17 protein-coding genes are annotated in these 17,151 nt (G+C 72.6%); 4 read left to right on the top strand and 13 right to left on the bottom strand.

What is annotated here, in order from left to right:
* Nucleotides 1-64 precede the first annotated feature (64 nt).
* Together O1G21_RS30895 and O1G21_RS30890 are read left to right on the top strand one after the other, a co-directional pair.
* A complete protein-coding gene (locus O1G21_RS30895; protein WP_270148293.1) occupies nt 65-508 on the top strand; it encodes a VOC family protein in 444 nt (147 codons plus the stop codon).
* Nucleotides 509-583: 75 nt separating this feature from the next.
* Complete coding sequence (locus tag O1G21_RS30890; RefSeq protein WP_270148292.1) at nt 584-958, top strand: RNA-binding S4 domain-containing protein; 375 nt, start codon at nt 584-586, stop codon at nt 956-958.
* Nucleotides 959-960: 2 nt separating this feature from the next.
* On the opposite strand, the gene O1G21_RS30885 is transcribed toward O1G21_RS30890, so the two are convergent.
* The 3 genes from O1G21_RS30885 to O1G21_RS30875 form a co-directional block, all read right to left on the bottom strand.
* Nucleotides 961-1,467 carry an FBP domain-containing protein gene (locus O1G21_RS30885; RefSeq protein ID WP_270148289.1) on the bottom strand — a complete coding sequence of 169 codons (507 nt, stop codon included), beginning with the start codon at nt 1,465-1,467 and terminating at the stop codon, nt 961-963.
* A 38-nt stretch (nt 1,468-1,505) separates the two neighbouring features.
* Nucleotides 1,506-2,072, bottom strand: a complete 567-nt coding sequence (locus O1G21_RS30880; RefSeq protein ID WP_270148287.1) for an HD domain-containing protein — start codon at nt 2,070-2,072, stop codon at nt 1,506-1,508.
* 102 nt (nt 2,073-2,174) lie between these two features.
* Nucleotides 2,175-3,059, bottom strand: a complete 885-nt coding sequence (locus tag O1G21_RS30875; protein ID WP_270148285.1) for an SAM-dependent methyltransferase — start codon at nt 3,057-3,059, stop codon at nt 2,175-2,177.
* Between the two features lie 211 nt (nt 3,060-3,270).
* Here O1G21_RS30875 and O1G21_RS30870 point away from each other — a divergent pair, with 211 nt between their 5' ends.
* Nucleotides 3,271-4,185: a polysaccharide deacetylase family protein gene (locus tag O1G21_RS30870; RefSeq protein WP_270148283.1), complete on the top strand. Its 915-nt coding sequence runs from the start codon at nt 3,271-3,273 to the stop codon at nt 4,183-4,185.
* Nucleotides 4,186-4,209: 24 nt separating this feature from the next.
* On the opposite strand, the gene O1G21_RS30865 is transcribed toward O1G21_RS30870, so the two are convergent.
* Nucleotides 4,210-5,028, bottom strand: a complete 819-nt coding sequence (locus tag O1G21_RS30865) for an SDR family NAD(P)-dependent oxidoreductase (RefSeq protein ID WP_270148281.1) — start codon at nt 5,026-5,028, stop codon at nt 4,210-4,212.
* 329 nt (nt 5,029-5,357) lie between these two features.
* On the opposite strand from O1G21_RS30865, the gene O1G21_RS30860 reads away from it, so the two are divergent.
* Nucleotides 5,358-6,227 (top strand): 3-hydroxybutyryl-CoA dehydrogenase, encoded by an 870-nt coding sequence (locus tag O1G21_RS30860; RefSeq protein ID WP_270148279.1) that lies wholly within the window; start codon nt 5,358-5,360, stop codon nt 6,225-6,227.
* 72 nt (nt 6,228-6,299) lie between these two features.
* On the opposite strand, the gene O1G21_RS30855 is transcribed toward O1G21_RS30860, so the two are convergent.
* The 9 genes from O1G21_RS30855 to O1G21_RS30815 all read right to left on the bottom strand — a co-directional run bounded on the left by O1G21_RS30855 (nt 6,300) and on the right by O1G21_RS30815 (nt 17,063).
* Complete coding sequence (locus O1G21_RS30855) at nt 6,300-7,412, bottom strand: substrate-binding domain-containing protein (RefSeq protein ID WP_270148278.1); 1,113 nt, start codon at nt 7,410-7,412, stop codon at nt 6,300-6,302.
* Nucleotides 7,413-7,656: 244 nt separating this feature from the next.
* Nucleotides 7,657-8,499 carry a chitosanase gene (locus O1G21_RS30850; RefSeq protein ID WP_270148276.1) on the bottom strand — a complete coding sequence of 281 codons (843 nt, stop codon included), beginning with the start codon at nt 8,497-8,499 and terminating at the stop codon, nt 7,657-7,659.
* Between the two features lie 118 nt (nt 8,500-8,617).
* The gene (locus tag O1G21_RS30845) at nt 8,618-9,583 is read right to left on the bottom strand and encodes a hypothetical protein (protein ID WP_270148275.1); all 966 of its coding nucleotides are present in this window, start codon (nt 9,581-9,583) and stop codon (nt 8,618-8,620) included.
* On the bottom strand, nt 9,580-10,509 hold the full coding sequence (locus tag O1G21_RS30840; RefSeq protein ID WP_270148274.1) for an ATP-binding cassette domain-containing protein: 930 nt from the start codon (nt 10,507-10,509) through the stop codon (nt 9,580-9,582). The genes O1G21_RS30845 and O1G21_RS30840 overlap by 4 nt, the downstream gene beginning before the upstream one ends.
* On the bottom strand, nt 10,506-10,943 hold the full coding sequence (locus O1G21_RS30835; RefSeq protein WP_270148273.1) for a GntR family transcriptional regulator: 438 nt from the start codon (nt 10,941-10,943) through the stop codon (nt 10,506-10,508). Before O1G21_RS30835 ends, O1G21_RS30840 begins: the two co-directional genes overlap by 4 nt.
* Before the next feature lie 115 nt (nt 10,944-11,058).
* Nucleotides 11,059-13,578, bottom strand: a complete 2,520-nt coding sequence (gene pheT / locus O1G21_RS30830; protein WP_270148272.1) for a phenylalanine--tRNA ligase subunit beta — start codon at nt 13,576-13,578, stop codon at nt 11,059-11,061.
* Nucleotides 13,578-14,699, bottom strand: coding sequence for a phenylalanine--tRNA ligase subunit alpha (gene pheS, locus O1G21_RS30825; RefSeq protein WP_270148270.1), 1,122 nt, complete (start codon nt 14,697-14,699; stop codon nt 13,578-13,580). The genes pheT and pheS overlap by 1 nt, the downstream gene beginning before the upstream one ends.
* Before the next feature lie 245 nt (nt 14,700-14,944).
* Nucleotides 14,945-16,048: a sensor histidine kinase gene (locus O1G21_RS30820; protein WP_270148268.1), complete on the bottom strand. Its 1,104-nt coding sequence runs from the start codon at nt 16,046-16,048 to the stop codon at nt 14,945-14,947.
* Nucleotides 16,049-16,196: 148 nt separating this feature from the next.
* Entirely contained in the window at nt 16,197-17,063 is an 867-nt protein-coding gene (locus tag O1G21_RS30815) for a TrmH family RNA methyltransferase (protein ID WP_270148267.1), read from the bottom strand.
* Between the last annotated feature and the right edge of the window lie 88 nt (nt 17,064-17,151).

The raw sequence follows: 17,151 nt of genomic DNA, 5'->3' as shown, positions 1-17,151 counted from the left end.
CGAAGGCCACCGGGGAACGGTTCGGGCAGATACTGGAAGAGCCCGACCGAGAGGGGTGAGGGCGATGGACTGGAAGCTCGAAGTCGTGGTGGTGCCGGTGGCGGACGTGGACCGCGCCAAGCTCTTCTACGAGGAGCAGGCCGGCTTCACGGTGGACCACGACACCCGGCTGCGCGACGGGGTCCGGGTGGTCCAGCTGACTCCCCCGGGTTCGCGCTGCTCGATCGTCGTGGGCAGCGGGCTGATCGACGCGGCGCCGGGCTCGGTGAAGGGGCTCCAGCTGGTGGTGACCGACATAGAGAAGGCGCACGCGGAGCTGGCGGCGCGCGGCGTGGAGGTGAGCCCGGTCCAGCACTTCGTCGCGGGGGCGCGGGTGAACGGACACGGCGAGGCCTGGAACAACTTCGTGTTCTTCAACGACCCGGACGGCAACGGCTGGGCGGTCCAGGAGGTGCCCGACATCCGGGAGGCGCACGAGTTCCAGGAAGCCTCCGCCGCTGCGGTCTGAAACGCGGCTCGGGAACGCAACTCGGGGACGCGACTCGGGACTCGGCTTGGGACTCGGCTTGGGTAGGCTCCGGGGATGGCTGAACACGAGGGAAGCGTGCGGGTGGACGTCTGGATCTGGTCCGTCCGGCTGGCCAAGACGCGCTCGCTGGCGGCGGCCGCCTGCAAGGCCGGGCACGTGCGGGTGAACGGCGAACGGGCCAAGCCGGCGCAGACGCTCAAGCCCGGGGACGAGGTCCGGCTCCGCGAGGAGGGCTACGAGCGGGTGGTCGAGGTGCGGAAACTGATCCGCAAGCGGGTCGGCGCCCCGGTCGCGGCGGAGTGCCTGATCGACAACAGCCCGCCGCGACCGCCGCGCGAGTTCACGGCACCGGCCTTCGAGCGGGACCGCGGCGCGGGGCGCCCGACCAAGCGGGAGCGCCGGGACCTGGACCAGCTGCGCGGACGGTAGTCCTATGCGGCGGTGTCGGTGAGCACCCGGGCCAGGAAGGCGTCGAGGTTGAGCACCGTACGGGCGACCTGGTCCTCCAGCGGCAGCGACTCGTCGGGCCGGGTGACCAGGGTGGACTTCTTCAGCCCGCGGACGTAGAGCGAACAGGCCAGGTCGGCGCAGACGTACGTGCCGACGGTGTTGCCCTCCCGCCCGGCGGCCCCGGCCCGGCGGGCGGCCAGCAGCGCGACGCCCGACCCGGCGTGCGCGGTGATGCACAGCGAGCACACGTTGGTCTTGGTCAGGCTGCGCCGGACCATCGGCGAGCGCAGCGTCACCCCGACCAGCCGACCCTGGTACGGCGCCACCAAGTACGCCCGGTCGGGCGCGCCTTGGTCCCGCCAGCCGAGGAAGTCCAGACTCTCCCAAGGCAGTTCGGCCAGGCCCCGGGGCAGGTTGAGCCGACGGGCCTCGCCCTTGGAGCAGTTGACGAAGGACGCGCGGATCTCTGGGTCGCTGAGGGGTTGCATGGCGCCGAAGCTAACACCGCGCGCCGCGCGCTGTCGCGTCAATTTCTCCCGGTACGCACCGGATGGGCGGCCTGCAGCGCGAGCCGCCGCGGGGCGTCCTCGCCGATCCGGGTGAGCAGGTCGTCCAGGGCGAGGAAGGTTTCCCAGCGTTCCCGGCCGGTGGCCCCGGCGAGCCGGTCGATCACGAGGTCCTCCAGGTCGCGGACGCGCTGGTTCTTCCAGGCCTTGTCGGCCAGGCTGACCAGTAGTTCCTCGGTGGTGATACCGGGCTCGCCCCAGCTCGCGTGGCTGCGGGCGAATCGGGCCAGCGGTTCGGCGACGCCGTGGGTGAGCAGCAGGGCGCGGCCCGCGGGTTCGTGCGCGGAGCCGGGCCCGGAGAGCTCCTCGGGGTGGACCACCTTGCCGATGTCGTGGGTGGCGGCGCCGAACCGGACGGCCTCCCGGTCGAAGGCCAGGCCCTCGGCGGCGCAGAACTCGGCGATCTGCTCGGCGACCTGGTGCACGAGCGCGAGGTGGGCGACCAGCCGGGGCGGGGCCTCGACGGCCCGCAGCAGCTCGGCGGCATCCGGCGGAAGAGGCGGCAGGGGCGGCAGTGCGGTGGTCACGCCGCAGGGTATCCGGGGCGGTGACGGTTTGTCAGTGCCCAGCCGTAGTCTGCGAGGACCGGTTCCCGGCGCCGGAGGGGGGCGCCGGGACCGGCCCCGCGGTCACTTCTTGACGGCGACGCCGGCGTAGGCGGAGACGTCCTGCCAGCCCTCGGGCAGCTCGGCGGTGCGGACGTGTCCCGCGGTGGGGCGCCAGAGCGGCAGCTGGACGAGCCCGGGGCCGACGAACTCGAAGTCGCCGAAGAAGGGTTCGACACCGGACCGGGGCCGCAGCACCAGCGGGGCGCTGGCGCTCTTGTAGATCCGGGCGCCCTCGGCGGCGCTCTCACGGGAGGCGAAGTCGGGGCTGCCGTGGGAGAGGATCAGGGCGCTGCCGGGGGCGAGCGCGTCGCGCAGGGTGCGGACGATCCGCTCGGCGCCCTCCTCGTCGCGGATGAAGTGCAGGACGGCGACGAGCATCAGCGCGACGGGCTGGGAGAGGTCCACGGCGGCGGCCAGCGCCGGGTGGCCGAGGATCGCCTCCGGGTCGCGCAGGTCGGCCTCGATGACCGAGGTGTGCCCGGCCGGGTGGCCGGCCAGCAGGGCGCGGGCGTGGGTGGCGACGATCGGGTCGTTGTCCACGTAGACCACCCGGGCGTCCGGGGCGACCCGCTGGGCGACCTCGCTGGTGGAGCCCACGGCCGGGATCCCGGTACCGATGTCGATGAACTGGCGGATCCCCCGGCCCGCCGCGAACTCGACGGCCCGGCCGAGGAACTGTCGGTTGGTGCGGGCCAGCAGCGGCAGTGCCGGGTAGGCGGCTATCGCGGCCTGGGCGGCCTTGCGGTCCGCCTCGAAGTTGTCCTTGCCGCCCAGGTAGTAGTCGTACATCCGGGCGGTGTGCGGGATGCCGGTGTCGAGCTCGCTCGGCGGCTGCCAGTCGTCGGCTCTGGCCCACTCCCAGCCGGTGCGGGTGTCCTGGTCGATGGCCGCGGTGTCCTCATGCATCCTGTTCCGCCCCCAATGCGCAATGCCGGAATGTGCCTACTGCCCCGTAACAACGCGGTGCGCGGCGATCGTATCCAAGGACACGCCGTGGAAACAGCGGGAGTTCAGGTTTACGCACACACTCGTGAAAAGCGAGTGTGTGCACGTCAAAGCCGTTGCGGACGGCGGTGCGGATCGCCCCGCGGGGCCGTCCTCTCTATGCTGGCTGCCGATGACTGCCGACCGCCGCACCGTACTGCGCACCGCCGCCAAGCTGGCCGCCCTGTCCGCCTCCGGCGGGCTCCTCACGTCCTGCGGCAGCGGCACGCCCCGCCGCGCCGAGCCCGGGGCGGCGCTCGCCGCGCACCCCGGCAGCGTCGACCCCCAGCACACCACCGACCCGGCCTGGACCGGCGGCGAGGGGCCCGACTCCCCCGCCCCGACCACCCCGACGCCCACCGGCACGGCCACCCCGGCCGCTCCCCAGGCGTCCGCCCAGGCCTCCGCCCCGCCGACCCCGCCGGTGCTGGCGCCGCTGGCGGCCGGCACGCCCTACGAGGTGGTGCACGGGCCGCGCACCGCCAAGAACGTGGCGCTGACCTGCCACGGCAGCGGTGACCCGAAGCTCGCCACCGCCCTGCTGGAGGCCGCCGAGCAGCGCGGCGCCAAACTGACCGTGCTGGCGGTCGGCAGCTGGCTGGACCAGCAGCCGCAGATGGTCCAGCGGATCCTGGACGGCGGCCACGAGCTGGGCAACCACACCCAGAACCACCTCAACATCTCCGCGATGACCCCGGACCAGGCCCGCGCCGAGATCGCCCAGTGCGCCGACCGGCTGAAGGCGCTGACCGGCTCGATCGGCCGCTGGTTCCGCCCCTCCGCCGCGCAGTACGCCACCTCGATGGTGGCCGATCAGGCCAAGGCCGTCGGCTACGAGCACGTGCTGTCCTACGACGTCGACCCGCGCGACTACAGCGACCCGACCGCCGCCGAGCTGCAGCGCCGGGTGCTGGGCGCGGTGCGCGGCGGCTCGGTGGTGGCCCTGCACATGGGCCACCAGTGCACCATCGACGCGCTGCCGGCGATCCTGGACGGGCTGGCCAAGGCGGGGCTCAAGCCGGTCACCGCCAGCCAGCTGTGCGCCTGACCCGCCGATCTCAGGCAAATCGGGTCAGGCCATCGGGTCGTCGTCCTTGTACGGGCGCAGCCGCAGCGTCCGGGCGTCCGCCTCCCGGATCTCGTCGGCCCGCTCGACCAGCTCCTCCAGGTCGTCCCGCCCGGCGTGGATGAACCGCCCGTGCAGCGCGTCGAAGCGGCCGCGGGCGGCGTCCACGGTGACCGCGACCATGTACGGGATCGAGCCCCAGTCCTTCATGTCCTTGAACATCGGCATCCCGGCGGTCATGTCGGTGGCCACCGCGCCGGGGCTGATGTCGAGGACCACGACGCCGTGCTGGGCCAGCGAGTCCGCCATGTTGTCGGAGAGCTGGAGCAGCGCGCCCTTGGAGGTCGCGTACGCGGTGTAGTCGCCGTCCGGGCGCAGCGCGAAGCCGGAGTTGAGGTTGATCACCCGGCCGTGGCGGCGGGCGACCATGCCGGGCAGTACGCAGCGCAGCAGGTTGTAGGGGCCGCGCAGGTTGGTCTCGATCACCTGCCACCACTGGTTGGGGTCGGTCTCCCACAGCGGCACCTCGGCGCGGTCGACCTGGCCGGCGTTGTTGACCAGCAGGTCGATCGGGCCGAGGTCGCGCTCGACCAGGCGGACGGCCTCGCGCACCGAGCCGTGGCGGCAGACGTCGGCGGTGACGGCGACGCCCCGGGAGCCGTGCTTGACGCACTCCTTGAGGGTGGCGGTCAGCGTGTCGTGGGTGCGGCCGACCAGGCCGACGGCCATGCCCTCGGCGGCGAGCCCGATGGCGATCTCCCGGCCGATGCCCCGGCCGCCGCCGGTGATCAGGGCGACCTGTCCTGTGAGCGATCCCGTCGACACCGCGTGCTCCCTTCCCGTCCCCGGCCCCCGTCTGCGGCATTCTGTCGGGCGCCGGGCGGTGGCGGCCCCGGGCACACGCGCGGGCGGCGCGGCCTCACCCGTTCGGACGGCCGTCCGGGCCGGCACCGTGCCGGGTGTCGCGGTGGCACCGTGCCGGGTGGCGCGGTGGCACTGCGCCGGGGAGGGGGTGACCTACTCGCCGGTACGGAGTAGTAACGTCGTCGGGGCGGTGACCGGTGCACCCATTCCGGTACACCGACCCGCTGACCAGCAGCTCGCTGGGCCACCACTTCGCTGGGCGACCCCCAGCACCACCGAAGGGCAACTGAGTGAGTGACATCGCGCGCGTCGGAGTAGTCGGCTGCGGCCTGATGGGGTCGGGCATCGCCGAGGTCTTCGCCCGGGCCGGGCTGGACGTCATGGTGTCGGAGGCCAGCGGTGAAGCGCTGGAGTTCGGGCGCACCCGGCTGACGAACTCCCTGGAGACGGCGGTCAAGCGCGGCAAGCTGACCCCGGAGCAGCGGGACGAGGCGATGGCCCGGCTGACCTTCACCGTCGAGCTGTCCGACTTCGCGGACCGCGACCTGGTGGTCGAGGCGGTCGCCGAGCGCGAGGACGTCAAGGTCCGGATCTTCGAGACCCTGGACCGGGTGGTCGAGCGCCGCGACGCGATCCTGGCCTCCAACACCTCGTCCATCCCGATCGTGAAGCTGGCCGCCGCCACCTCCCGCCCGGAGCAGGTGATCGGCCTGCACTTCTTCAACCCGGCGCCGGTGCAGAAGCTGGTCGAGGTCATCCCGACCCTGACCACCTCGGCCGCCACCACCGAGCGGGTCGAGGCCTTCGCCTCCCAGGTGCTCGCCAAGGAGCCGATCCGCGCCCGCGACCGGGCCGGCTTCGTGGTCAACGCGCTGCTGGTGCCGTACCTGCTCTCCGCGGTGCGGATGTTCGAGTCGGGCGTGGCCACCGCCTCCGACATCGACAAGGGCATGGAGGCCGGCTGCGCCCACCCGATGGGCCCGCTGCGGCTGTGCGACCTGATCGGCCTGGACACCATCGTCTCGATCGCCGAGTCGATGTACGACGAGTACAAGGAGCCGCTGTACGCCGCTCCGCCGCTGCTGTCCCGGATGGTCGACGCGGGCCTGCTGGGCCGCAAGTCGGGCCGCGGCTTCTACGACTACACCGCGAGCGCCTGACGCTCGACGGCGAGGGCGCGGCCGCACCTGGTCGGTGCGGCCGCGCCCTCGTCGAGTTCCCGACGGTCCCGGCTACTTGACCCCGGCCTCCGCGCAGGCGTCCTGGTACTGCTGGGTGCAGATGTCGGACGCCTTGTAGAGCCCACCGACGACGACGGTGGCCTCCACCCTCGACTTGGTCACCACGATCGGGGTGAGCAGCAGCGAGGGGATGCGCAGCCCGCCGCTGTCCGTGGACGAGGTCGCGGTGGTGCTGATGTCCATGCCCTCGGCCAGCTGTACGGCGATGGTGCCCGCCGCGTCCGTCTCGGGCTTGTACGGCTTGTAGATGGTGTAGGCCTGCTCGCCCGTGAGCACCCGGCGGATCGCGTCGATGGAGGCGTCCTGGCCGCCCACCGGCACGTTCTTGATGCCCGCGGCCTTCAGGGCCTCGATGACGGCGGCGGCCATCCCGTCGTTCGCGGCGTAGACGGCCTGGAACCCGTTCTTCCCGAGGCTCTGGATGGCCTCGTTCATCTTCGCCGTGGCCACGTCCGGCTTCCACTCGCCGGACTGCTCGTAGGGGATCTTGACCTTGCCGTCCAGCGCCAGGTGCGCGCCCGCCTTGAACTGCGCCGCGTTGGGGTCGGATTCGGCGCCGTCGATCATCACGACGCTGGCTGCGGAGGCCTTCGGGCCGAGGGCGTCGAGCAGGGACTGCCCCTGGAGTTGGCCGGTCTGCTGGTTGTCGAAGGAGACGTACGCGGCGACCTTGCCCTGGGCCAGCCGGTCGTAGGCGACCACCTTCACGCCCTTGGCGTTGGCGGCGTCCACCCACGGGGCGGTGAGCTTGGCGTCGACCGGGTCGAGCAGGATGACCTTCACGCCCTTGGCGACCATGTCGTCGAACTGCTTCTTCTGGGCGTTCGCGTCACCACCGGCGTTGGCGTAGCTGACCGTGCACTTCGTGCAGAGGCCCGCCACCGTCTTCTCGATCAGTGGTTTGTCGAACGCGTCGTACCGGGTGGAGGACGTGCTCTCCGGCAGCAGCAGACCGATGCCCTCGGTGCCTGCGCCTGCGCCTGCGTCTGCGCCTCCGCCGGCCGCCGGCGCCTGGGTCGCGGCAGTCTGGCCGCAGGCCGTGAGGGCGAGTGCGAGCGACACGGCGGCGGTGCCCGTGGCCGCGAGACGCATGGGTCTGATCATGATCGGTGGTGCCTCCTGTACTGCGCCGCAACACTGCGGCAGGGGAGGGAGTCAAACGCCACCGGGCGAATGCGTCAATGCGGGAGAGATCCTTCGTTATCCCCTTGCTCGATTCGTTACGGGATGAACAGGACTTTCACATTCCCTTGGGTATTTCGCGGGGGGGCACCGAATGGGGGCACCGAATGCCGGAGCGGCGGGAGACCGGGCCGAACGGCCTCCCGCCACTGCTCCGACCCGGGCGTCAGCCGTTGATGGCGTAGCTGTCGCCGTAGACCTTCCACTTGAGCGGCGGGTTGAGGTCGAAGTTCCCGGCGTTGAGGAACACCAGCTGCTCGGTGTCGACCCGGCTGGTGTCGGAGTGCGCGGCCTCCTTCTTCATGGCCACCTTGCGGGCGTCCAGGAAGGCCTTGAGGTAGGTGGCCTCGTCGCCGCCCTGGGCGGGCGTCTTCGCCTTCTTCATGGCGGCGACGCGGATGCCGCCGAAGCTGTCGGAGTCGTTGCCCGGGCCGTGCATCACGATGGCGTCGTAGTAGGCGAACTGGCCGAGCGCGCGCAGGCCGTCGGCCTTGGCCTGCCTGACGGCCGGGTTGAAGTACACCCGGTCGCGCTCGTCGTTCTGGGCCTGCTGGAAGGCCGGGTCCTTGGCGGCGGTGGCCCAGTCCTTGGTGAACGGGGTGCCGAGGCCGGCGTGCGAGTCGCTGCCGTTGACCTTCTCCAGCGCGGGCAGGTACTTGGCGAGGACGTTGCCGGGCTTGAGATCGGTGTAGTGCTGAACCAGCTCCAGCATGTCGCCGGTGCCCGAACAGAAACCGATGATGCCGGCGGTGTAGCCGCGGCCGTCGCCGATGTCCTCGATGTACTTGTACTGGCCCTTCCAGTCCAGCGACGAGTTCTCCGCGCTGGACACCAGCTGCATCGCGATGTCCTTCTCGTGCGGGTCGTCGAGGCCGACTCCCCTGAGCTGCACGGAGGTTGCGGCGGCGGGCGCGGCCTGGGCGGCCGAGGTGGCCGCGACGGTGAGCGGCGCGGCCACCAGGGCGGCGGCGAGGGCCATGCGGAGGGCACGGCGGGGCTGAGGACGCATGGATGCTCCGGTTCCTCGTGGGTTAGGAAACCTTCCTAACGAGAAGCAAACGCCCTACAGTCCCGGCGCCGCAAGGGTTTTGACGTATTCACTTCAAACCGGATGTGAACGACCCAGGTCAGGCCGCCCGGCGCCGCACCCACCAGACCGCCGCCGCGCACAGCGCCACGGCGAGCAGGGTCGTCCAGCCGAACTCGATCCACTGGAACGGCCAGAACCGGTCGGCCGGTTGGTACACCTCGTGCACGGTGTACCCCCCGTCGCGCACCAGGGACTGGAGGTCTGCGTTGTCACGTCCGAGGTTGTAGAAGTCACCCTCGGAGATCCGGTTACCAGCCGGGTCGGAGAACCAGACGCTCAGCAGCCAGCGGTCGTCCAGCGCCAGGGGCGCCAGGGTGTGCGTCGAATCCTCCACCGGAGCCATGTAGTCCGAGCGCACGGCATACGCGAGGAACGGCAGCGCGACCGAGACCGCCAGGCCGAGCCCCACCGCGATCACCGTGCGGCGCAGCACCGCGCCGGCCAGCGCCGCCGTCCCGAAGGCCACCAGCACCCGGCCGGCCAGCACGGGCGGCATCTGAACGAAGCTCTCCGGGGTGAAGCTTCCGCTCGCCATCGTGGACGGCACGATCCACCAGTGCAGCAGCAGCCCGAACGGCACCGACACGCCGGCCAGCACCGCGCCGCCCACGGCCAGGCCGCCCGCCGTCCAGCGGCTTCGCCCGGCACCCTGGGTCCAGGCGAAGCGGACCGTGCCGTGCTCGAACTCCCGTGCCAGCAACGGGCCGCCGAGGAAGGCGCCGAAGGATCCGCCGAGCACGTAGGACACGGCGGTGAGCATCGGCATGCTGTCGGCGTACTGGTGCAGGAACTGCTTGAACTTGACCCGACAGGCCTCGGTGGCCGGATCGCAGGAGGCCGCGCCCGTCCGCTCCAGGCCGTTGTGCAGGTACCAGCCGTGCAGCAGCAGGGCGAGCGAGATCGCGCCCATCACCGCGAGCAGGGTCAGCAGCGCGGGTCGGTGGCGCAGCCCGGCGGCCCGCAGCACGGCGGAGCGGGGCGGGGCGAGGGTGGTGGAGCTCACGACAGCACCTTCTGGTTCGGACGGACGGCCCCGCGCGGGCCGGGCAGGGCGGAAACGGTCGGCTCACGCAGGTAGGCGAGCACCAACTCCTCCAGGCCGATGCGCTGTTGGCGCCAGCCGTCGGAGACCGGGGCGTCCACCCCGCCGGTGCGGACGAGCAGGTGGGACTGGGTGCCGGCCCGGCGGTCGCGGACCACCGGCAGGCGCTCGGCGACCGCGTCCGCTTCGGCGGTCGGGCCGGTGAGCATCCGGTGGCCGCCCAGCAGGTCGTCCACCTCCCCCGAGACCTGGACCCGGCCGCCGGCCAGCACCACCAGGTAGTCGCAGCTCTGCTCCAGCTCGTTGACGGCGTGCGAGGAGAACACCACCGAGAGGCCGTCCTCGGCCACCGCGGTGAGCAGCACGGACATGAAGTCGTGCCGGGCGAGCGGGTCGAGCGCGGCCAAGGGCTCGTCCAGCAGCAGGAGTTCGGGCCGCTTGGCGAGGGCCAGGGCGAGCGAGACCTGGGCCTGCTGGCCGCCGGAGAGCCTGCCGTACTTGCGCTCCAGCGGGATGCCGAGGCCGTCCAGGTGGTCGCGCGCCCGGGCGGCGTCCCAGCGCCGGTTGAGGTGGCGGCCCATCGCGAGCAGGTCGCGCACGCGCAGTGCGGGGTAGAGCGCGGCGTTCTGGGCGACGAAGCCGATCCGGTCCAAGGCCCTGGGCGAGCCGGGGAGTTGGTCGCCGAGCACGGTCATCGCGCCCTCGCTGGGCAGGGTGAGGCCGGCGGCCAGGCTGAGCAGGGTGGTCTTGCCGGCGCCGTTCGGGCCGACCAGGGCCACCACGTGCCCGGCCGGGACGGCGAGGTGGCAGTCCCGCAGCGCCCAGGAGCGGCGGTAGCGCTTGCCGATCCCGCCGCAGTCGATCACGGTGTCCGTCGCCGCCATCATGCCACCACCCCGTCGCGTCCCTCACGCAGGTCGCGCAGCGCGTCCTCGAACACCGCGACCATCCCCCCTTCGTCCAGCCCGGCGGCCCGCGCCGAGCGCATCCAGTCCAGCAAGCCCCGCCGCAGCGCGGCCCGTTCGCGCAGCGGCACCACTCCGGCGGGCAGCCCACGCACGAAGGTGCCCTGGCCGCGCCGGCCGGCCGCCAGGCCGCGGTGCTCCAGTTCCCGGTAGGCCTTGAGCACGGTGTTGGGGTTGATCGCCAGCCCGGCGACCACCTCGCGCACCCGGGGCAACCGGTCCCCCTCGGCCAACCAGCCCATCCGCAACGCCTGTTCGACCTGCTGCACGAGCTGCAGGTAGGTCGGGACGCCGGAGGCCGGGTCCAGGCGGAACTCGATCGGGGAGGGCTGGTCGGCGCCTTTATCTAGTTCCATAGTTAATGAGTTAAGCGGGTATGGTGACGCGCCGTCAAGCCAAGGGAACGCAAAAGGCCCCGCTCGGACCGCGGAAACGGTCCGAGCGGGGCCCTCGACAAGGCCCTGCTGAGGGTCAGGCGCCGCGCAGCACCGCGCCGGTGCGGCTGACCGCCTCAGCGACGGCCGCCTCGCGGGCGGCGGTGGCCTCGTCGGCGGTCAGGGTGCGGTCGGCCGCGCGGAAGCGCAGCGCGTAGGCCAGCGACTTCTTGCCCTCGCCGACCTGCTCGCCGGTGAACACGTCGAACAGCCGGATGGCCTCCAGCAGTTCGCCCGCGCCCGAGCGCAGCGCGGCCTCGACCTCGGCGGCCGGGACGGCGGTGTCCACGATCAGCGCGACGTCCTGGGTGGCCACCGGGAAGCCGGAGACCGCCGGGCCGCTGACCTTCTCCGGGCCGTCCGCCGTCAGCAGGTCGATGTCGACCTCCATCGCGGCCGAACGGGCCGGCAGCCCGAGCGCCTTGACCACGCGCGGGTGCAGCTCACCGGCGTGGCCGACCACCCGGTCGGTGCCGGCCACGACCAGCTCGGCGCAGCGGCCCGGGTGCCAGGGCGCCCGCTGGCCCTGGCGGACGGTCAGCTCGACGCCGGCCGCCCGGGCCACCGTACGGGCCGCCTCGACGGCGTCCGCCCAGGAGGCCTGCTCGCCCTTGCCCCACCAGCCGGAGGGCAGCCGCTCGCCCGCGAGGGCGACGGCGACCCGGCGCGGCTGGTCCGGCAGCGCGGCGTCCAGCGCGGCCAGCTCCGCGTCGCTCGGCCGGTGGTCGACGGCCGGGCGCGGGGCCACGGTCAGCTCGTCCTTGGGCAGGAACACGGTGCCGGTCTCGTAGATCGCCAGGTCGGTGTTGCCCCGGCCGATGTTGCGGCGCAGCGCGCCGAGCAGGCCCGGCAGCAGCGTGGTGCGCAGCGACGGTTCCTCGTCGTTGAGCGGGTTGACCAGCTTGACCGTACGGCGGCGGCGGTCGTCCGGCTCCAGGCCGAGCGCCTCGAAGGCGGCCTCACCGAGGAACGGGTAGTTGTTGACCTCGACGTAGCCGGCCCCGGCCAGCGCCACGCCGATCCGGCGGTGGATGCGCTGGGCCTCGGTCAGGCCCTTGCCCGGCGGCACGTTGGGCATCCGGGCGGGGACGTTGTCGTAGCCCTCCAGCCGGATGACCTCCTCGGCGAGGTCGTACGGGTCGGTCAGGTCGGGGCGCCAGGTCGGGGGGGTGACCTCCAGGGTGTCGGCGCCCGCGACCGAGCAGCCGATCTCCTGCAGGCGCCGGGTGACGGTCTCGCGGCCGTACTCGGTGCCGGCGACCCGGTCGGGCAGGTCGGCGGGGATCAGGATGGTGCGCACCGGGTGCGGGCCGGCGATGTCGGTGACCCCGGCCTCGGCGGTGCCGCCGGCGATCAGCACCAGCAGGTCGACGGCGCGCTGCGCGGCGGCGCGGGCGGCCTCCGGGTCGACGCCGCGCTCGAAGCGCTTGGACGCCTCGGAGGGCAGCTTGTGCCGCTTGGCGGCACGGGCGATGACGACCGGGGCGAAGTGCGCCGCCTCGATGATCACCTCGGTGGTGCCCGGACCGGCGGTCGGGTCGAGGATCTCGGTGGAGGCGCCGCCCATCACGCCGGCCAGGCCGATCGGGCCGCTGTTGTCACAGATCAGCAGGTCCTCGACGGACAGCTTGCGCTGCACGCCGTCCAGGGTGGTGAGGGTCTCGCCCGGCTCCGCCCGGCGAACCGTGATCGGGCCGTCCACCCGCTGCTTGTCGTACGCGTGCAGCGGCTGGCCGACCTCGAGCATCACGTAGTTGGTGATGTCGACGGTCAGCGAGATCGGGCGGATGCCCGCCTTCTGCAGCCGGCGCTGCAGCCAGATCGGGGACTTGGCGTTCGGGTCGACGCCGACGACCGTGCGGGCCACGAAGCGGTCGCAGCCGGCCGGGTCGTCGACCTTGACCAGGTAGCCGAAGGAGTTGGCCGGCGGCACGTCGAGCAGCGCCGGGTCGGCCAGCGGCAGCCCGTACGCGGCAGCGGCCTCACGGGCCACGCCGCGCATGGACAGGCAGTAGCCGCGGTCCGGGGTGACGGCGATGTCGAGCACCTCGTCGACCAGCTGGAGCAGCTCGATGGCGTCGGTGCCGGGCTCGTACTCCGGCGGGAGCACGATGATGCCGTTGCCCCCGAAAGAATCGGACACAGTGTCGCCCATGCCCAGCTCGCGGGCGGAGCAGATCATGCCGGCCGAGGTGTGGCCGTAGGTCTGGCGGGCCGAGATCGGGAACGGGCCGGGCAGGACGGCGCCCGGGAGCACGACCACGACCTTGTCGCCGACGGCGAAGTTGGTCGCGCCGCAGACGATCTCCTGCGGCGCGCCGGTGCCGTTGGCGTCGCCGACGTTGACGAAGCAGTGCCGGATCGGCTTCTTGAAGCCGGACAGCTCCTCGATGGAGAGCACCTCGCCGACCACCAGCGGGCCCTTGAGGTCGGCGCCGAGCTGCTCGACGGTCTCGACCTCCAGGCCGGCCCGGACCAGGCGCTCGGCCACGTCACGGCCGGTCTCGCCGGCCGGCAGATCGACGTACTCGCGCAGCCAGGAAAGCGGGACGCGCATCAGATCTCCATCCCGAACGGGAGGGTGAAACGCACGTCACCCTCGACCATGTCGCGCATGTCGGCGACGTTGTGACGATTCATCAGGATCCGCTCCAGGCCCAGGCCGAAGGCGAACCCGCTGTAGCGGTTCGGGTCCACGCCGCAGGCGACCAGCACCCGGGGGTTGACCACGCCGCAGCCGCCGAGCTCGATCCAGCCCTCGGAGGAGCAGGTGCGGCACGGGCGGTCCGGGTTGCCGACGCTCTCGCCGCGGCACACGAAGCACTGCAGGTCGATCTCGGCGCTCGGCTCGGTGAACGGGAAGTACGAGGGGCGCCAGCGCAGCTCCAGGCCGCCGCCGATCAGCTTCTCGACCAGCACCTCGATGGTGCCCTTGAGGTCGGCGAAGGTGATGCCCTCGTCGACGGCGAGGCCCTCGACCTGGCGGAACACCGGGGTGTGGGTGGCGTCCAGCTCGTCGGTCCGGTAGACCCGGCCCGGGCAGACCACGTAGATGGGGGGCTCGCGGTCGAGCATGGTGCGGGCCTGGACCGGGGAGGTCTGGGTGCGCAGCACCACGCCGGAGTCGGCGGAGCCGTCCGGGGCCTGGACGAAGAAGGTGTCCTGCATCGAGCGGGCCGGGTGGTCCGGGCCCAGGTTGAGGGCGTCGAAGTTCAGCCACTCGGCCTCGACCTCGGGGCCCTCGGCGACCTGGTAGCCCATCGCGACGAAGGTGTCCTCGATGCGCTCGGCCAGCGTGGTCAGCGGGTGCCGGGCGCCGCGCGGCGCGCGGTCGTACGGCAGCGTGACGTCCACCGCCTCCTCGACCAGCACGCGGGCGTCCCGCTCCGCCTCCAGCTCGCCCTGCCGCTTGGCGAGCGCCTGGTTGACGGCGCCGCGGGCCTGGCCGATCAGCTTGCCCGCGGCGGCCTTGGCGTGCGGCGGGAGGGCGCCGATCTCGCGGTTGGCGAGCGAGAGCGCGGAGCGGTCGCCGGTGTGGGCGACCTTGGCCTGCTTCAGCTCGTCGAGCGTGGTGGCGGCGGCGAAGGCGGCGACGGCTTCGTCCCGCGCCTGCTCCACCACCTCGGGCTTGAGGGCCTCGACCTCGACCGGGTCGTACGACTTGTTGGGTGCCGACATCTCTATCTTTCCCGTGCTCCTGCTCGTCCGTGCTCAGGTGTGTGGGCTCGCCTTCGCGTCACGCCCGGCGGGGCCGGGGCACGGGCAGCCCGTCTCCGTACTGACGGGGAGGGGCGTCCGCGGCACAGCCGCGCAGGGCGTTGCGCAACGCCAAAGGTCGAGTGTAGTCGCAGCGCGTAGCGCGGCTGCCGTCAAGCCCGTCCGGACCCCGACCACAACATGCTCTGCTGGTCGTTCATGCTCTTTCAGAGCATGAAGTCGGGCACTCCGGCGGGCAGGACGAATCGGAACCGGGCCCCACCGCCGGGCGCGCGGTCCACTCGGATCGAGCCGCCGTGGGCCTCCACGATGCCCTTGACGATGTAGAGCCCGAGGCCGGTGCCACCGCGCTTGGAGCCCCGCCAGAAGCGGGTGAAGACGCGCGGCATCGATTCCTCGGGGATGCCGCTGCCTTCGTCGCTCACGGTGACCGCTGTGCCTTCCACGATGCGGGGCGGGGTGCCGGAGCGCTCCCAGACGGGCGCCTCGACGACCTCCTTGGCCGGTGCCACCTCGATGGTGACAGTTCCCTCGCCGTGCCGCACCGCGTTTTCCAGCAGGTTGGCCAGCACCTGGTCGACCTTGTCCGGATCCGCCCACAGCACGGTCAGCGGCTCGGTGATCCGGATGTCGAAGCGCTCCTCGGGGATGCCGGTGGCGACCTTGCGCTCGACGTGCCGGCGCACCGCGGCCGCCAGGTCGACCACCTGCTTGCGCAGCTCCAGCCGCCCGGCGTCGATCCGGGAGATGTCCAGCAGCTCGGCGATCAGCCGGGTGACCCGGTCGGCGTCGGCGTCCACCGTCTCCAGCATCAGCCGCTTCTGCCCGTCGGTGAACCGCTCCCACTTGGCCAGCAGCGTCGCCGTGAAGCCCTTGACGCTGGTCAGCGGGGAGCGCAGCTCGTGCGCGACGGTGGCGATCAGCTCCGCGTGGCTGCGCTCGGTGCGGCGCCGGGCCTCGGTACCGCGCAGCGCGATCACCAGGCGCTCCAGCGGCCCCTGCGGCACCGCCCGGACGTACCGGGCGGAGACCAGCACCTCACGGCCGCCGGGCAGCAACAGGTTGCGCTCGGGCTGGCGGGTGCGGATCGCCAGGCCGCCGTACGGATTGGTCAGCTGCCACCAGCGGCGGCCGTCCAGGTCCTCCAGCGGCAGGGCGTCCTCCAGGTCGCTGCCCAGCGCGGCCTCCGGGAGCACGCCGGTGAGCCGGGCCGCGGCCCGGTTGAAGCAGACCACCCGGCCCGTCGCGTCGGCGACCACCAGGCCGTCCGGCAGGTCGTCCGGGTCGAGTTCGGGTCCGCTGCCGACCATGGGTTGCCTCCCCGATTACCCACCGTGCCGTTCCCCCCACCGAGGCAGACCCTAGCGCCTCGCAGGCCCCGGCAGTAGGGCTTGCAGCGTGGTGATCCGAGCACGCCGGGCGCGCCCCCACAGCGTGTCAGCCGTCTGGCGGAACGTGTCAGCCGTTCGAGCGGCAGCCACCGGGCGAACGCTGCGCCCGGGCCGAGGCGTACAGGCAGACCGCCGCCGCGGTGGCCAGGTTGAGGCTCTCCGCGTGCCCGTGGATCGGGACGCGCACGACCTCGTCGGTGAGCGCGCGGGTCTCCTCCGGAAGCCCCCACGCCTCGTTGCCGAACACCCACGCGCCTGGCGCGCCCAGGGTGCCCTCGTCCAGTTCCTGGTCCAGGTCGCGCTCCCCCGCGCCGTCCGCGGCCAGCACCCGGACACCGGCCGCGCGCAGCTGCCCGACCGCCTCCTCGACCGGCACCCCGACCGCGACCGGCAGGTGGAACAGGCTGCCGACGGAGGCCCGGACGGCCTTGGGGTTGTACAGGTCCACCGAGGCGTCGGTGAGCACCACGGCGTCCGCGCCGGCCGCGTCGGCGGTGCGCAGCACGGTGCCGGCGTTGCCGGGGTCGCGCACGTGGGCGAGGATCGCCACCAACTTCGGCCGGGCCGCGAGCACCTCGGCGAACGGGGTGTCGATGAAGCGGCAGAGCGCCACGATGCCCTGGGGGGTCACCGTGTCGCAGATGTCGGCGATCACCTCGTCGGTGGCGGTCAGCACCGGCAGCCCCTCGGCCAGCGCGGCCTCGACGATGTCCGCGTGCCGCTCGGCGGCCTCCAGGCCCACGTACACCTCGACCACGGCGTGCTCGGCCGTCCCCGGCAGCTTGCCGAAGGCGACGGCCTCCCGGACGGCCTGCGGGCCCTCGGCCAGGAAGCGGCGCTCCTTGGTGCGCTGGTTCCGCTTGGCGAGCCGGCGGGCGGCGACGACGCGCGGCGAGCGCAGGGAGGTGAGCAGGGGGGTCTCGGTGCTCGGCATGGTCTCGTTCTCTGGAGGCGCTGACTTCTGGAGGTGCTGAGGGGGTGGAACGCAGAACCGGACCCGCAGGAGAGCCTGCGGGTCCGGT

This window comes from Kitasatospora cathayae, from assembly GCF_027627435.1.
In the GTDB taxonomy this organism is placed as follows: Bacteria; Actinomycetota; Actinomycetes; order Streptomycetales; family Streptomycetaceae; genus Kitasatospora; species Kitasatospora cathayae.
This window is presented reverse-complemented; position numbering and strand designations above follow the sequence as displayed.

Bases quoted from the DNA above. Each gene is read 5' to 3' on its own strand.
- pheT (WP_270148272.1), bottom strand. From the start codon at position 13,578: ATGCGCGTCCCGCTTTCCTGGCTGCGCGAGTACGTCGATCTGCCGGCC.
- O1G21_RS30870 (WP_270148283.1), top strand. From the start codon at position 3,271: ATGACTGCCGACCGCCGCACCGTACTGCGCACCGCCGCCAAGCTGGCC.
- O1G21_RS30890 (WP_270148292.1), top strand. From the start codon at position 584: ATGGCTGAACACGAGGGAAGCGTGCGGGTGGACGTCTGGATCTGGTCC.
- O1G21_RS30850 (WP_270148276.1), bottom strand. From the start codon at position 8,499: ATGCGTCCTCAGCCCCGCCGTGCCCTCCGCATGGCCCTCGCCGCCGCC.
- O1G21_RS30815 (WP_270148267.1), bottom strand. From the start codon at position 17,063: ATGCCGAGCACCGAGACCCCCCTGCTCACCTCCCTGCGCTCGCCGCGC.
- O1G21_RS30885 (WP_270148289.1), bottom strand. From the start codon at position 1,467: ATGCAACCCCTCAGCGACCCAGAGATCCGCGCGTCCTTCGTCAACTGC.
- pheS (WP_270148270.1), bottom strand. From the start codon at position 14,699: ATGTCGGCACCCAACAAGTCGTACGACCCGGTCGAGGTCGAGGCCCTC.
- O1G21_RS30875 (WP_270148285.1), bottom strand. From the start codon at position 3,059: ATGCATGAGGACACCGCGGCCATCGACCAGGACACCCGCACCGGCTGG.
- O1G21_RS30855 (WP_270148278.1), bottom strand. From the start codon at position 7,412: ATGATCAGACCCATGCGTCTCGCGGCCACGGGCACCGCCGCCGTGTCG.
- O1G21_RS30840 (WP_270148274.1), bottom strand. From the start codon at position 10,509: ATGATGGCGGCGACGGACACCGTGATCGACTGCGGCGGGATCGGCAAG.
- O1G21_RS30835 (WP_270148273.1), bottom strand. From the start codon at position 10,943: ATGGAACTAGATAAAGGCGCCGACCAGCCCTCCCCGATCGAGTTCCGC.
- O1G21_RS30820 (WP_270148268.1), bottom strand. From the start codon at position 16,048: ATGGTCGGCAGCGGACCCGAACTCGACCCGGACGACCTGCCGGACGGC.
- O1G21_RS30895 (WP_270148293.1), top strand. From the start codon at position 65: ATGGACTGGAAGCTCGAAGTCGTGGTGGTGCCGGTGGCGGACGTGGAC.